Source organism: Elusimicrobiota bacterium (assembly GCA_026388095.1).
Taxonomy (GTDB): Bacteria; Elusimicrobiota; Elusimicrobia; order UBA1565; family UBA9628; genus UBA9628.
On record JAPLKL010000054.1, the window covers coordinates 13,798 to 28,676 of the forward strand.

9 protein-coding genes are annotated in these 14,879 nt (G+C 66.2%); 6 read left to right on the forward strand and 3 right to left on the reverse strand.

Features of this window, described 5'->3' with window-relative positions; genetic code table 11:
- From NTY77_14490 to NTY77_14500, 3 genes are read left to right on the forward strand one after another with little or no spacing between them, the layout of a single operon-like run.
- Positions 1-1,008: an efflux RND transporter periplasmic adaptor subunit gene (locus NTY77_14490; GenBank protein MCX5796699.1), complete on the forward strand. Its 1,008-nt coding sequence runs from the start codon at positions 1-3 to the stop codon at positions 1,006-1,008.
- Positions 1,008-3,005: an ABC transporter permease gene (locus NTY77_14495; protein MCX5796700.1), complete on the forward strand. Its 1,998-nt coding sequence runs from the start codon at positions 1,008-1,010 to the stop codon at positions 3,003-3,005. The genes NTY77_14490 and NTY77_14495 overlap by 1 nt, the downstream gene beginning before the upstream one ends.
- Entirely contained in the window at positions 2,998-4,998 is a 2,001-nt protein-coding gene (locus NTY77_14500) for an ABC transporter permease (protein MCX5796701.1), read from the forward strand. Before NTY77_14495 ends, NTY77_14500 begins: the two co-directional genes overlap by 8 nt.
- Before the next feature lie 24 nt (positions 4,999-5,022).
- Here NTY77_14500 and NTY77_14505 read toward each other — a convergent pair whose 3' ends face one another.
- Positions 5,023-5,400, reverse strand: coding sequence for an STAS domain-containing protein (locus NTY77_14505; protein MCX5796702.1), 378 nt, complete (start codon positions 5,398-5,400; stop codon positions 5,023-5,025).
- Between the two features lie 96 nt (positions 5,401-5,496).
- On the opposite strand from NTY77_14505, the gene NTY77_14510 reads away from it, so the two are divergent.
- On the forward strand, positions 5,497-8,265 hold the full coding sequence (locus NTY77_14510; GenBank protein ID MCX5796703.1) for an autotransporter domain-containing protein: 2,769 nt from the start codon (positions 5,497-5,499) through the stop codon (positions 8,263-8,265).
- A 12-nt stretch (positions 8,266-8,277) separates the two neighbouring features.
- Positions 8,278-10,272 carry a serine hydrolase gene (locus NTY77_14515; protein ID MCX5796704.1) on the forward strand — a complete coding sequence of 665 codons (1,995 nt, stop codon included), beginning with the start codon at positions 8,278-8,280 and terminating at the stop codon, positions 10,270-10,272.
- Positions 10,273-10,317: 45 nt separating this feature from the next.
- On the opposite strand, the gene bfr is transcribed toward NTY77_14515, so the two are convergent.
- Positions 10,318-10,788, reverse strand: coding sequence for a bacterioferritin (gene bfr, locus NTY77_14520; protein MCX5796705.1), 471 nt, complete (start codon positions 10,786-10,788; stop codon positions 10,318-10,320).
- 134 nt (positions 10,789-10,922) lie between these two features.
- On the opposite strand from bfr, the gene NTY77_14525 reads away from it, so the two are divergent.
- Positions 10,923-12,263: an FtsW/RodA/SpoVE family cell cycle protein gene (locus NTY77_14525; GenBank protein MCX5796706.1), complete on the forward strand. Its 1,341-nt coding sequence runs from the start codon at positions 10,923-10,925 to the stop codon at positions 12,261-12,263.
- Between the two features lie 34 nt (positions 12,264-12,297).
- On the opposite strand, the gene NTY77_14530 is transcribed toward NTY77_14525, so the two are convergent.
- Positions 12,298-14,879: response regulator (locus NTY77_14530; GenBank protein ID MCX5796707.1), on the reverse strand; the 2,582-nt coding region annotated here is incomplete at its 5' end.

The following is a 14,879-nucleotide window of genomic DNA, read 5'->3' on the forward strand; positions in this document are numbered from 1 at the left end:
ATGAAGAAGATCCTTATCATCGTACTGGTCTTGGGAGTGCTAGGGGCAGGCGGCTGGGCCCTGAAGAGCAAGTTCTCCAAGCCCGCGCGGCCGGACGCGGTCGCGGTCAAGGCCGCCGAGGCCTCTATCGAGCAGACCGTTGAAGCCACGGGGTCCGTGGCGCCGTACCACCGCGTCGAGATCAAAGCGGCCATCGGGGGGCGCATCGAGAAGCTCCTGGTCAAGGAGGGCGACCGGGTGAGCCAGGGCCAGATCATCGCCTGGATGAGCTCCACCGACCGCGCCGCCATCCTCGACGCCGCCCGGGCGCAGGGCCCCGAGGTTCTCAAGAAATGGCAGGACGCCTATAAGCCGACGCCCATCATCGCGCCCCTGCCCGGGGTCATAATCCTCAACAACGTGGTCGAGGGCCAGACCGTGGATTCCAGCGTGGTCATCTATGCCATGTCCGACATCCTCATCGTCGTCGCGCAAGTCGACGAGTCTGACATCGGACGCATCCACGTCGCGATGCCCGCGCGCATCACCTTGGACTCCTACCCCGACAAGAAGGACGAGGCCAAGGTCTTCGACATCCTCTACGAGGGCAAGAACGTGTCCAACGTCATCCAGTACCAGGTCAAGATCAAGCTCGACAAGCTCCCCGCCTATTTCCGGTCCCAGATGACGGCCAACATCAGCTTCATCCTCAACCGCAAGGAGAAAGCCCTGCTGGTCCCGGCCAGCGCGGTGCGCGAGAAAGACGGCGTCAAGCAGGTCCTCACTCCCAGCCCCGAGCCCGGCGGCAAGGACGTCTGGAAGGAGGTCAAGACCGGCATCGAGAACGACACCTCGGTGGAGATCGTCTCGGGCCTGGCCGCCGGAGACACGGTCCTCATCCGCCAGGCGCGCTACGTGCCCCAGGCCGCCGCGGCCAGCAGCCCGCTGGCCATGGGCGGCGGCAGGCCCAGCGGCCCCTCCGGACAGGCGCCGCGGGGCGGCGGGGGCGGCGGAGGCGGAGGCCGCTGATGTCCCTCATCGAGATCAAGGGCATCACCCGCTCCTATCAGGTGGGCGGCAGCGAGCTCAAGGTCCTCAAGGGGATAGACCTCACCATCGAGGAAGGCGAGTTCGTGGCCATCATGGGCCCTTCCGGCTCGGGCAAGTCCACCCTCATGCAGATCCTGGGCCTGCTGGACCGCCCGACTTCGGGCCAGTACCACCTGCTGGGGCGGGACGTCTCCCGGCTCTCTGACGACGAAGGCGCCATCCTGCGCTCGCGCACCATCGGCTTCATCTTCCAGATGTTCAACCTCCTGGCCCGGACCTCCGCCTTGGACAACGTGGCCCTGCCCATGATCTACTCCGGCGCGCCCAACCGCGAGGAGCGGGCCTTGGACGTGCTCAAGCAGGTGGGTCTCCAGGACCGCATCCACCACAAGCCCAACGAGCTTTCCGGCGGCCAGCAGCAGAGGGTGGCCGTGGCCCGCTCCTTGGTCAACCACCCTAAGATCATCTTCGCGGACGAGCCCACCGGCAACCTGGCCTCGGACCAGGCCGAGGATATCCTCAACCAGCCCAAGCTCCTCAACCGCGGCGGCATCACCATCATCATGGTCACGCACGAGCCCGACATCGCGGCCCATGCCAAGCGCATCATCCGCATCAAGGACGGCATGGTCGTGGCCGACGAGCTGACCGCGGACGGCGAGAAGGACTGCTCCGGGGGCGGCGGCGTGGCCCTAGCGAAGGCCGCGACCAAGCTCGGCTCGGAGATGAAGGTCGACCTCAGCCATCCCGAGCTCAGCTTCTCCGAGATCCGGGAGTTCAGCGCCTCGGCCCTGCGCGCGCTGGGCGCCAACAAGGTGCGCAGCGCCTTGTCGATGCTGGGCATACTCATCGGGGTGGGCGCGGTCATCGCCATGATGGCCATAGGCAAAGGCGCGCAGAAATCCATCGAGGCCCGGCTGGCCAGCCTGGGCTCGAATCTGGTCATGATGATCCCGGGCTCCACCTCGGTGGGCGGCGTGCGCGGCGGCTCGGGCTCCCGCAGCCGCTTCACGCTCGAAGACGTGAAGGCCATCTCCAAGGTCCGCCACGTCGCGCGCGTCGAGGGCACCGTCGGCGGCTCCGGCCAGATGGTGTACAAGGACCAGAACTGGAACACCCAGCTCACCGGCGCCACCTCGCTCTACGCCGCCATGCACAACGCCCAGCCTTATTACGGCCGCTTCTTCACCGACGAGGAAGACCTGCACCTCGACCGCGTCGTCCTGCTCGGCCAGAGCGTGGTCAACAACCTCTACCCCAAGGGCGAGAACCCCGTCGGCACCATCGTCAAGATCAACCACATCAACTTCGAGGTCATCGGCATACTCCCCATCAAGGGCTCCACGGGCTTCCGGGACCAGGACGACATGGCCATCATCCCCCTGCGCACGGCCATGAAGCGGGTCGTGGGCAAGGTCTACGTGGACAACATCTCCATCGAGGCCGATGGGCCGGAGTCCATCACCCCGGTCATAGCCGATGTGCAGCGCCTCATGCGCCGCCGCCACCACCTGCCCGACTACAAGGACGACGACTTCACGCTGCGCAACATGGCCGACATCCAGGCCGCGCTCTCCGGCACCACCCAGACCTTCACCCTGCTGCTGGGCATCGTGGCCGCGATCTCGCTGCTGGTGGGCGGCATCGGCATCATGAACATCATGCTGGTCTCGGTCAGCGAGCGCACCCGCGAGATCGGCCTGCGCAAGGCCGTGGGCGCGGCCCGCCGGGCCATCCTCTCCCAGTTCCTCATCGAGTCCGCGGTGCTCTCCACCATGGGCGGAGTGATCGGCATCGTCATGGGCATGACGGTCTCTTTCACCCTCTCCCAGTTCGCGGGCTGGGCCGCCGTCGTCACCCCCCAGTCCGTCCTGATGGCCTTCCTCTTCTCGGCCACCGTCGGGGTCATCTTCGGCTTCTGGCCAGCGCGCAAGGCCTCGCTGCTCTCACCCATCGAAGCCCTGCGGTATGAGTAGCCTCATCGAGCTGCAGGGCATCACCCGCTCCTACCGGCTGGGCGGCGGCGAGCTCCAGGTCCTCAAAGGCATCAGCCTGAGCATCGAGGAAGGAGAGTTCGTGGCCATCATGGGCCCGTCGGGCTCGGGCAAGTCCACCTTGATGCAGATCCTGGGCCTGCTGGACCGCCCGACATCCGGCAAGTTTCATCTTCTCGGCCGGGACGTCTCCCGGCTCTCCGACGACCAGGGCGCCATCCTGCGCTCGCGCACCATCGGCTTCATCTTCCAGATGTTCAACCTCCTGGCCCGGACCTCCGCTTTGGACAACGTGGCCCTGCCCATGATCTACTCCGGCGCGCCGAACCGCGAGGAGCGCGCCTTGGACGTGCTCAAGCAGGTCGGACTCTTGGACCGCATCCACCATAAGCCCAACGAGCTCTCGGGAGGGCAGCAGCAGAGGGTGGCCGTGGCCCGCTCCTTGGTCAACCGCCCCAAGATCATCTTCGCGGACGAGCCCACCGGCAACCTGGCCTCCGACCAGGCCGAGGAGATCCTTCACCAGCTCAAGCTCCTCAACCGCGGCGGCATCACCATCATCATGGTCACGCACGAGCCCGACATCGCGGCCCATGCCAAGCGCATCATCCGCATCAAGGACGGCATGGTCGTGGCCGACGAACTCACCGCCGATGGAGAACAGGATTCCTCCGGAGGAGGAGTGGCAGTGAAAAAGGCGGTCCGGACCCGCTCCCAACTCAAGGTCGACCTCAGCCCGCCGGGGGCCAGCCTGGCCGAGCTCCGGGAGTTCAGCGCCTCGGCCCTGCGCGCCCTGGGCGCCAACAAGGGCCGCAGCGCCCTTTCCATGCTGGGCATCCTCATCGGCGTAGCCGCGGTCATCGCCATGCTGGCCATCGGAAAGGGCGCCCAGAAATCCATCGAGGGAAGGCTGGCGAGCCTGGGCTCGAACCTGGTGATGCTGTTCCCCGGCGCTCCCAGCGCGCGCGGGGTCCGCGGCGCGGCAGGAGGCGCAGACAGCAGCCGCCTGACGCTCTTGGACTCCAAGGCCATCCGCGGCCTGGGCCCGGGGATCAAGGACCTCTACCCCGAGGCCGAAGGCAACGTGCGCGTCGTCTACGGGGCCAAGAACACGGTCACGGAGATGCAGGGCGTCACCGCGAGCTTCGCCCCCATGCGCAACGCCAACCCGGTCTACGGGAGGTTCTTCACCGCGCGCGAGGACCTGATGAAGGACCGCGTGGTCCTGCTGGGCACGACCGTGGTCAAGGACCTCTTCGGCCTGGAGAACCCCCTCGACAAGTCGGTCAAGATCAATCACATGAACTTCAGGGTCATCGGGATACTCCCCTCCAAGGGCGCCAGCGGCTTCGGCGACCAGGACGACATGATCGTCGTCCCCATCAACACGGCCATGAAGAGGGTCCTGGGGACCCAGTACCTCCACGAGATGGCCATCGAGTGCGCCTCCCCCGAGGCGATCCAACCCGTGATCGCGGAGATCCGCAGGTTCCTGCGCCACCGCCACCGCCTGCCGGACTACAAGGAGGACGATTTCAACCTGCGCGACATGACCCAGATGCAGGCCACCCTCTCCGAGACGACGCGCACCATGTCTTTGCTCCTGGGCTTCGTCGCGGCCATCTCGCTCATCGTCGGCGGCGTGGGCATCATGAACATCATGCTGGTCTCGGTCAACGAACGCACGCGCGAGATCGGCCTGCGCAAGGCCGTGGGCGCGCCGCGGCGGGCCATCCTGGCCCAGTTCCTCCTGGAGTCCGCCGCGCTCTCGACCTTGGGAGGCCTGCTCGGCATCCTCCTGGGCGTGTCCATCTCCTGGGGGCTCTCCGCCTTCGCGGGCTGGGCCGCCGTGGTGAGCCCGCAGGCGGTGCTGCTGGCCTTCGCCTTCTCGGCCGGAGTGGGGATCGTCTTCGGGTTCTGGCCCGCGCGCAAGGCGTCCTTGCTCTCGCCGATCGAGGCCCTGCGCTACGAGTAGGCCGGTCCAGCTCCCGCCGCCGGCCTAGATCTCCCCGTTCCGGACCTTTTCCTGGATGGCGTCGAAATAGCGGTCCGCCTCCTCCACGCTCTTGAAGAAGGAGCCGTCGGGCAGCAGCTTGGCGATGTCGAAGACCTTCTGGATCTCCGGCCGCATGTTCGACACCATGAACACGCCTTGCTTGGCCTGGACGTCCCGCATGGTCTTGAGGACCACCCGCAGCCCCATGCTGCTGATGTACTCGAGCATGGACAGGTCCAAGACCAAGCCCCTGACCGGGGTCTGCATGAGCATGGCGACGCGGTTCTCCAGCTGCGTCGCGGTCGTGGTGTCCAGCCTGCCGACCAAGGACAACTGGAAGAAGCACGTCTGCCTTTCCTGCGAGTTGATTAGAAGGCTCATCTCGATATCCTCCTGAAGCGCCGTCAGCTATCATACCAAACGCACAGGCGATAATATGATACCCTCCTGGAACCACAGGAGGTTGAATTGACTCTGATGAAGATCATTCGACTGCTCTCCCTCTGGACCGCGCTCGGCGCGCTCGTCCCGCCGGGGGCCCTCGCCGCGGCCGGAGCCCCGAATTACAACGACGCCACGACCATCGCCCTGCAGCACGCCAACAGCCCGGCCGACTGGGTCCCGACGGACGGCTCCATCGTCAAGATAACCGGGGTCAAGGCCACCGATCACAACAACTACGGCATCACCTATGTCAACGGCGATACCAATATCATCGTCCGGAGCCTGGCCTATGCGTACCGCTACAACAAAGTCGGCAGCTACACGACCTTCAGCTCATTTCCGAATGCCGCCTCTTGGGTCACCACGGGCAACGACGCCACGAGGTTCCTGCTGGACAATGGAGTGACCGGAGCCAACGTCACCGCTTTGATGGAGCGCGGGCTCGGCATGCAGGACAGCGGGGTGCATGACGCCATGATCGAGTACGCCCTGGCGCCGAACAATGACATCCTTATGCGGCCGAGCAAGGACCCGGACATCGCCAACTACTTCGACTCGACGCATTACGGCACCAGCGCCCCGTTCAATAAGCCCGCGGCCATGAGCGCCGGAGTCTACGCGAACTTCCAGACCTACTACAACAATTGGGTCCGCGACACCTTGGTCGTGAGGAGCTCCACCTTCCCCTTTTCGGAACTCGGCTACACCTATTTCTGGGGCAACGGCTACACCCTCCCCCAGATCAAGGGCATGAGCGAGTTCATCATCCCGGGCGGCACGGCCGTGGATATCTACGGTATCTATGCGACGCAGTCCTACATCTACACGCGCAACGACGGCTCCGTCTTCAGCAGCGCGGCCGGCTCGCAGTACGGCAACGGCTTCGCCAGCTTCGACATCACCGGGACCTGCGACAGCGTCTGGGCCGGACATCGTTTCCAGAAGAACATCCGCTCCGGCGCGACCCCGAACCAGATCATCGTGGAGAACACCGGGTCGGTCTCGGGAGGCTCCGGCTTATTGGTCTGGTCCCTGAACTACGACGTGACCAACAACGGCTCCATAACCGGAGCGACCTCCAATAAATTCAACATCGCCGGGACCTCCAACATCGGGATCCTGTTCCAGGGGGATACCAGCCTGGCTTACGGCACGCCGCTGGCGGGCATCAACAAGCTCACCAACAACGGGACCATCTCCAGCCCGGGCACGGCGGTCCAGGCCGCGGCCGGCGACACCGCCATCATCAACAACCCCGGCGGGACCATCTCCGGCGGCAACTACGCCATCCTGACCGGCGCTGGCAACGACACCGTCACGCTGCACGGCGGCCTGGTCAGCGGCAAGGTGGACCTGGGCGGCGGCACCAACGCCCTGACCGTGGACGGGGCGACCCAGCTGGGCTTCACGCTGGACCCCAACACCAAGGGGACCGCGCAGGTCGCCAACCCGGGCACCGTCAACATCAGCAACGACAAACTCACTCTGTCGCCCAGCGTCACCGGCAACGTAGTGAACGGGGACACCTTCCTCATCGTGGACGCCACGGCCCTGACCGCGGACACCTCGAAGATCACCGTACAGAACGATCCCTCCCACCCCATGCTCACCTTCACGCTCGGCAAAGCCGGCAACCAGCTGTCCTTGACCGCGACCCGCGACAACAGCTTCTACTCCTCCGGCAGCGGCAACCCGTCGCTGGGGGCCGTTTTGGACAGCCTGGCGAGCTCGGCGAGCGGGGACATGGCCGCGGTCCTGGCCGCTCTGGACGGCTCCGGCGGCGCCGCCAACGCGCGGCAGCTGCAGCCCGGGGTGGACAACGGGGGGCTCGCCGCGGTCCAGCAGACCCAAGGCCAGTTCCTGGGCACAGTCATGGGCCACCTGGAAGGCCTCGGCTCCGGAGCGGCGTCGGCAAGCAGCGTCAGCGGGGCCGCCGCGGGCGGAGCCGCCGCGGCCGAGCTCGATCCCGCGGTGTGGAGCCAGGGCATCGGCACCTACATGCATCAGTCCCCGCGGGGGCAAAGCAACGGCTACGCCGCCAGCATCTACGGCTGGTCCGGCGGCTATGACACGGAGGTGCGCCCAGGCCTGATCCTCGGGGTCGGCGCAGGCTACGCCCACGACCTGGTCCGGTCCGCGGACAGCGGCGGCCGCAGCGACGTGGACAGCTACCAAGGCAGCGGCTACGGCGGCTTGACCGGCGACACCGGCTATGTCAACGGGCTCCTGTCCATCGCCCACAACCGCTACGACTCCTCGCGCCAGATCACTTTCGGAGGCCTGGCCCGCACCGCGCTGAGCTCCTACAACGGCCGGCAGTACACCGGCTACGCGGAAGGAGGATTCTTCCGCGAGAGATACGGGCTGAAGCTGACCCCTCTGGCGTCTTTGCAGTACACGCACCTGCGCACCGATGCCTACAGCGAGACCGGGGCCGGCGCCGCGGACCTCTCCGTGGACGCCCAGGACTACGATCTCCTCGAATCCGGCCTCGGCTTCAAGCTGGCCTATCCCGTGCGCGCCAGGCTGGGCGAGCTCTCCCCGGACTTCCACGCGCGCTGGCTCTACGACCTGGTCGCGCAGAGCCAGCAGGCCACCGCCACTTTCGCCGGGGGCGGGCCCTCGTTCACCACCGGCGGCTTCACCCCGGCCCGCTCGAGCTTCGACCTGGGCGCCAAGCTGGCCCTGACGCTCAAGCAGACGCCTCGGCGGGCCCTGACGGTCGCGCTGAACTACGATCTCCAGCTCAAGACGGACTTCTACAGCCACTCGGGCTCGGTCAATCTGCGCTACAGCTTCTAAGAGGATGACATGATGAATAGACAGCTCATCGCCTGGCTTTCGTGCTTCATGCTGGTCGCCGCGCGAGCGTCCGGTGAGGAGAGCCGTCCGGACGCGTACGAGGATGCCGTAAAGACCGCCCGCAGCGAGATCTGGCAGGACATCAATACCGGCAAGTGCGGCAGCGCGACCGCGGCCATCATGGAGAACGGCCAGGTGGTCTACGCCGAGGGGTTCGGGATGGCCGACAGGGAAGAGGGCATCCCGGTCGACAAAGACACCATCTTCAATATCGGCTCCGTCAGCAAGGTCTATGTGGCGGCCTCGATCATGCTGCTGGTCGACGACGGCAAGGTCTCGCTCGACAAGCCGGTCGCGGACTATCTCCCGGAATTCAAGATGGCGGACGAACGCTATAAGAAGATCACCGTGCGGATGATCCTGAACCACACCTCGGGCCTGCCGGGCACGGCGTGGGCGAATTCGTCGGGGTTCAAGTATTTCGACCGCTACCAGCAGGACACGATCGAGGCTTTAGCCCGCGCCCATCTCAAGCATGAGCCGGGCGCGATGGCGGTCTACTGCAATGACGGGTTCACATTGGCCGAGATGATCGTGGAGCGGGTCAGCGGAAAAAAATACATCGGCTTTCTCAATGAAAGGATCCTGGCTCCGCTCGGCTTGAAGAGCACCGGACTGAGCATCGGCGAGTTGAAAGGCAAAAGCGTGGCGGCGTATTATGACCCGGAAAGCGGGAAGCGCCATCCGCCCGAGGCGCTATCGGTGCTGGGCGCAGGCGGGCTTTCAGCGACCGCTGAAGACCTTTGCCTGTTCGCCGACGCATTCTCGAACCAAAACCAGATCTTCACTGCGAAATCCCTGGCTGAGATGACCCGAGCCCAGCCATCGGCTTTTTGGGGGAAACTGAGACACCCCGACACGTCGTTCGGCCTGGGATGGGACATGACGGAACTGCCGCGCTATAAGGCGAATGGCGTCAAAGTCATGGGCAAGACCGGCGGCACCGGGAATTATTCCTCGATGATCTTCACGGTCCCTGACCGGAGGATATCTGTCGCCGTGATCGAGTCCGGAGCCGAAGGCAACGCCGTCAAAGTGGCTCTGGATGTGCTGGACGCGGTGCTGGTCGACAAAAAGCTGATCCAGAAAGAAGAGCATGCCGTATCGGCGCCTATGGAACCGCAGAAGATCCCGGCGGAGGAGCTCAAGTTCGGCGGCTATTACTCCAGCGGCAAGCTGGCCCAGATATCATTCGATAAGGACAAGAATGCCGTCACTGTCTATGCCCTGCAAGGCGAAGAGAAAACGCCGAAACTCTCGCTGATATACAATGGCGGCTATTATTACGACAAAGACGGCCACAAGTTCTACTTCGCCTCTATAGACGGGAAGGACTATCTTGCGGCCTATAGCCCGGCGCTGCAGACCGATTCGATCGTGATGCAGAGACTCGATGCGCTCAAAAATCCGCGCAGCCTGAAGACCGATATGGATGGGAAGCAATGGCTGCGCCGGAATGTCTATCCCTTTGAGGGACTATATCTGGCCCCACCCCCGGTCGCGAAGTCTTTCCTATATAAAGACGTGCCGGGCTATGTCGATTTCGGGACCATCAAGATGATCACATCTCCCGATTCCGCGACCATGCCGGTCGGCTCGATGCGCGACCAGACCGAACTGAGCCTGTTCGACCAAGACGGGACGACCTGGGCGCGGGTGTCGGAAACCATCTACAGCCCGGCGGATAGCGCGGGCGCATTGAAACTCGGCAGGAATCCCGTGAAGATCGGCGCCCACGGCTACAACGAGTGGCTGAAGACCGACGCGGACATGGTCCTGGGTGTCACGACGAGACCGGACCAAGGCCGGGTCAGCGTCTTCCTGCCGGACGGCTCGGGGAAATACGACAGCGCGCTCGATGACGGCGAGGTCTTCGCCCCCAAAGGCAGCTTCGTCGAGTTCGCGGGCCGCCCGGACGACCTGCTCGCAGTCACCGGCAGGAAATAGCCGGGCTCGGCGCCCCGAGGCGCCGAGCCCGCCTGACGGCCGAGGTCAGTCCTTGGTCTGCTCGCTGAGGAAGTTCGGCAGGCCCATCTGCGCGATCTGGTCCTGGCGCTCCTCGATGCCGTCGATGTGCGCGTCCTCGTCCTTGAGGATGCCCTCCAGCATCTCCCGGGTCGCGTTGTCCTTGGCCGCGACGGCCTGCGCGATGGCCGCGTTGTAGGACTTGATGGCGCCCAACTCGAGCTGGTGGTCGCCGGCGAACATCTTGGGCACCTCGGCGCCGATGAGCATCTTGCGCAGCTCGCTGACGATGGGCCGGCCCTCCAGGAAGATGATGCGGGCGATGAGCCGCTCCGCGTGCTTCATCTCGTCGATGGAGCGCTTCCGGAAATGGTCATGGAGCTTGTCGTAGCCCCAATTCTCGCACATCTCGGCGTGCACCATGTACTGGCTGATGGCGGTCAGCTCGTCGGACAGCAATGAGTTCAGCGTGTCGATCAGTTTCGCGTCGCCCTTCATGCGTTCCTCCTCCCGGCTCCGGCCCGGTAGCAAGGATGATTCTAACTAATTATGATGCCGGGCGGACGTCACGGGGGACGCAAAGGCGCGGCCGGGCGCAATCTGCGCGCGAGGTTTTGTAATATGGTGGCACGATGGTCTTACGCGCGGAGGGCGGCGGCAAGAGCCGCTTCGACTGGGGCTTCATCGCGGCCGTGGCCGGGCTGGTCCTGATGGGAGGCCTCGCCGTCTTCTCCGCGGCCAACCCGCTGCCCTACTACGGACAGATCATCCAGAGGCACCTCCTGGCCTTGGCCCTGGGCGCGGCCCTCTTCGTCTTCGCCATGAGCTTCAACTACCAGGTTTACCAAGACCAGTCCAAAGCCCTCTACGGCTTGGCCCTGGCTCTGCTCGTCTGCGTCGTCACTTTGGGCACCGCCCACAAAGGCCACAAGGCCTGGCTCGGCCTCGGGTTCATCTCCTTCCAGCCCTCGGAGCTGTCCCGCACCGCCATGATCCTGGTCCTGGCCGCCTTTCTGAGCCGGCGCGTGCGGCGGGCGGCGGAGCTGGAGACCGTGCTCTACTCATTCGTCATCCTCTTCCCGGTCCTCGCGCTGATCCTCAAGGAGCCGGATTTCGCGACCTTCCTGTCCTTCCTCCCCATCGCGCTGGGGATGCTCTTCTGCGCGGGCGCCAGCGCGCGCCACCTCAGCGCCATCACGGGCTACGGCCTGGTCGCCCTGGGACTGCCCATGCTCATCACCTGGTGCCAGATCCGCTACGCGGCCCCGCAGCCCAATTCCTGGCCCGACCTGCTCATGCGCGCCACCCATTTCGGCTGGGCCGCGGCGGGGGCCATGCTGGCCTCGGTGCTGCTGAGCCTCGCGGCCTGGCGCCTGGCGGGGATGCTGCGCCTGCAGATGCGGACGGTCACCTTCATCGCCATCCCCATCATCTTCAGCGCGGGCCTGCTCACCGGCATCGCGGTCAACGCCAAGCTCAAGGGCTACCAGAGGAACCGCTTCGTGGCCTACGTGGCGCCCCAGGAGGACATCCAGGGGGCGGCCTACCACGTCCATCAGTCCCAGATCGCCATCGGCTCGGGCGGGCTGCTGGGCAAGGGGCTCTTCTCGGGCACGCAATCCCAACTGGGGTTCCTGCCCGAGCGCCATACCGACTTCATCTACGCCGTGGTGGGCGAGGAGATGGGCGTCTGGGGCACGCTGAGCATACTCGGGCTCTACCTGCTGCTGCTCTGGCGCATGGTGGTGGCCGGGCGCTGCGCCCGCGACACCTACGGCTATCTGGTCTGCTGCGGGTTCGTCTCCATGTTCGCCTTCTCGCTCGCGCTCAACATGGGGATGTGCCTGGGCGTCATCCCGGTGGCGGGCATCCCCCTGCCGCTCATCTCTTACGGCGGTTCGAGCCTGGCCATCACCCTTTGGTCTTTGGGCATCGTGGCCAACATCTACGCCCGCCGCTACGCCCTCCTCTGAGATCGTCCTCGGGGAAGGCGTCGACGGTCGTGGGCTACCCGGACTTCCGCCGCGTCTGCTCCGCCTCCAGGGCCGCCTGAGCCAGGACCCACTCGCCCTCCAAGGCCGCCATGAGTCCCGCCGCCCGGGCGACGGCCCCCGACTTCCCGATGGCTTCCAGGTGGAGGCAAAGCCTCTGCATGCGCCGAACCCCCATATTCCCGCTGGAACCCTTGAGCGCATGGGCGGCGAGTTCCAACGCCTTCGCGTCCCCCGACTCGACGGCGCCGCGCAACGCCGCCAGCCGCTTCGCGGCTTCCTCCAGGAAGTCTCTGATGAGGCCGTCCAGGTAGCCGGGGTCCTCGGCGCCCCCGAGTTCCCGGAGGGCCGCCAGGGCGGCCGCATCCACCGCCATGTCCCAGCGTCCGAGGACCTTCTCCAAGTCCTCGATGCGGACAGGCTTGGAGATGTAATCGTCCATGCCGGCCGCAAGGCATTTCTCGCGGTCCCCCTCCAACGCGCTCGCCGTCATGGCGATGACCGGGGTATGCTTGCGGCCCCCCTCGCCCTTGCGTATCTCGGCCGTGGCCTGAAAGCCGTCCATCTCCGGCATCTGACAGTCCATGAAGACCAGGTCATACGGGATGCGCTTGAGGGCCTCCAGAGCCTCGATGCCGTCGGCGGCCACGTCCGCCTCGTAGCCCAGCCGATGGAGCTGGCGCACCGCCACTTTCTGGTTGACCGCGTTATCCTCGGCCACGAGCACACGGAAGAACCTGCGCGCGGCGGTCCCCTGGACCGGGCCGCCGCGCCGCGGTCCGCTGGCCGCCGGCGCCGCCTTTCCCAAGGCCCGGAGCAGACCGTCATAGAGCGCGGCTTGCCGCACGGGTTTGACGAGGCATTGCCAGAAGCCCGCCGCGCCGAGCTCCTCGGCGGTGGACGCGCGGCCGAGCGGGGACATCAGCACGAGCCGCACCCCCGCGAGCGCCGGGTCGCCGCGCACCGCCCGCGCCAGGGCCAGCCCGTCCATCTGCGGCATGCGTTGGTCTACGAGGGCGACCTGGTACGGACGCGCCTGAGCCGCCGCCTGCCGCAGCTTGGCCAGGGCCTCGGCGCCCCCGGCCGCCGCTTCGGCTTCCATCTTCCAGGAGACGAGCTGGCGGCGCACGATCTCGCGGTTGGCGGCGTTGTCGTCGACCACGAGCGCCCGGACGCCTTCGAGGTCCTTGCGCTCCGGCGCCGGCGCGGGCTCCGGCTGGACTTCGAGGGGGAGGCAGAAGAAGAAGGTCGAACCTCGGCCGGGCTCGCTCTGGACCCCGATCGTGCCCCCCATCAGCTCCACGAGCTTCTTGGAGATGGTCAGCCCCAACCCGGTCCCGCCGTACTTGCGGGTCGTCGAGGCGTCCGCCTGGGTGAAGGACTGGAAGATGACGCGCTGGCCCTCGGGCGAGATGCCGATGCCGGAATCGCGCACCTCGAACCGGATCGAAGTCCGAGCGCCCGACTCCTCTGCTCTGGCGACGCGCAGGACGACCTCGCCGCGCTCGGTGAACTTGACGGCGTTGGCCAGGAGGTTCAGGAGGATCTGCCGGATGCGGCCCGCGTCGCCGCGCAGGAAGACCGGGACCTCGGGCTCCACCGAGGAGGCGAGCTCGATGCCCTTCTCGGCCGCGCGCGGGGCCACGAGCTCCACGACCCCTTCGACCGCCTCGCGCAGGTCGAAATCCACGACCTCGATGGACATCCTGCCGGCCCCGATCTTGGAGAAATCCAGGATCTCGTTGATGATCTCCAGGAGGCCCTCCCCGCCGTTCTTGACGACCGTCGCGTATTCGCGCTGGGTCGCGTCGAGTCCCGTGTCCAGCAGGAGCCCGGTCATGCCGATGATCGCGTTCATCGGGGTGCGGATCTCGTGGCTCATGTTGGCCAGGAATTCGGCCTTGGCCCGTTCCGCCTGCTGGGCCGCGTCCCGCGCGTCGACGAGCGCCTTCTCCATCACCTTGCGCTCGGTGATGTCGCGGAATACGCGCACGGTGCCGAAGGGCCGGGCCTTTTCGTCGCGCAGCAGGAAGAAGGTCGCCTCCACCGGCACGGGGCTGCCGTCCTTGCGCAGGCGCACGGTCTCGAAGTTCTTGACGCGGCCCTCGGCCAGGGCCTGGGCGTCCTTGACCTCGAGCTCCGCCATGCGCTCGGGCGGCACGAGGAAGTCCGCGGCCCTGCCGATGGCCTCGGCCGGCGAGTAGCCGAAGAGCTGCTCGGCCGCCGCGTTCCAGCTCACGATGCGGGAGTCCTGGCCGGTTATATAGATGGCGTCGGCGGACTGGTCGGTCACGGCGCCCAGGACCTGCTGGTGCTCCAGATGCTGCTGCGTCAGGCGCGCGTTGCGCAGCAGGCGGCTGATCTCCAGCAGGGTCTGCTCGAGCTCCGGGTCCGGCGGCCGGGACTCGGGGAAGCCGACCACGACCGCGCCGAGCGGGGCCGGCCCGTCCGGGCGGTTCTGCAGCAGCGGCGCCGCCGACCAGCCCCGGCTGCCTCCCGCGCTGAGGATGCGGCGCTCGGCCAGGACGCGCGCCACCAGCCGGGCCTCTTCCGCATGCCCTTGCGTCCGGGCGGCCGGGCCCTCGCCGTGGCGCACGG

What these genes read in the sequence shown, in the direction of transcription:
- NTY77_14490 (MCX5796699.1), top strand. Translation starts at nt 1, where the DNA reads ATGAAGAAGATCCTTATCATCGTACTGGTCTTGGGAGTGCTAGGGGCA.
- NTY77_14495 (MCX5796700.1), top strand. Translation starts at nt 1,008, where the DNA reads ATGTCCCTCATCGAGATCAAGGGCATCACCCGCTCCTATCAGGTGGGC.
- NTY77_14500 (MCX5796701.1), top strand. Translation starts at nt 2,998, where the DNA reads ATGAGTAGCCTCATCGAGCTGCAGGGCATCACCCGCTCCTACCGGCTG.
- NTY77_14505 (MCX5796702.1), bottom strand. Translation starts at nt 5,400, where the DNA reads ATGAGCCTTCTAATCAACTCGCAGGAAAGGCAGACGTGCTTCTTCCAG.
- NTY77_14510 (MCX5796703.1), top strand. Translation starts at nt 5,497, where the DNA reads ATGAAGATCATTCGACTGCTCTCCCTCTGGACCGCGCTCGGCGCGCTC.
- NTY77_14515 (MCX5796704.1), top strand. Translation starts at nt 8,278, where the DNA reads ATGAATAGACAGCTCATCGCCTGGCTTTCGTGCTTCATGCTGGTCGCC.
- bfr (MCX5796705.1), bottom strand. Translation starts at nt 10,788, where the DNA reads ATGAAGGGCGACGCGAAACTGATCGACACGCTGAACTCATTGCTGTCC.
- NTY77_14525 (MCX5796706.1), top strand. Translation starts at nt 10,923, where the DNA reads ATGGTCTTACGCGCGGAGGGCGGCGGCAAGAGCCGCTTCGACTGGGGC.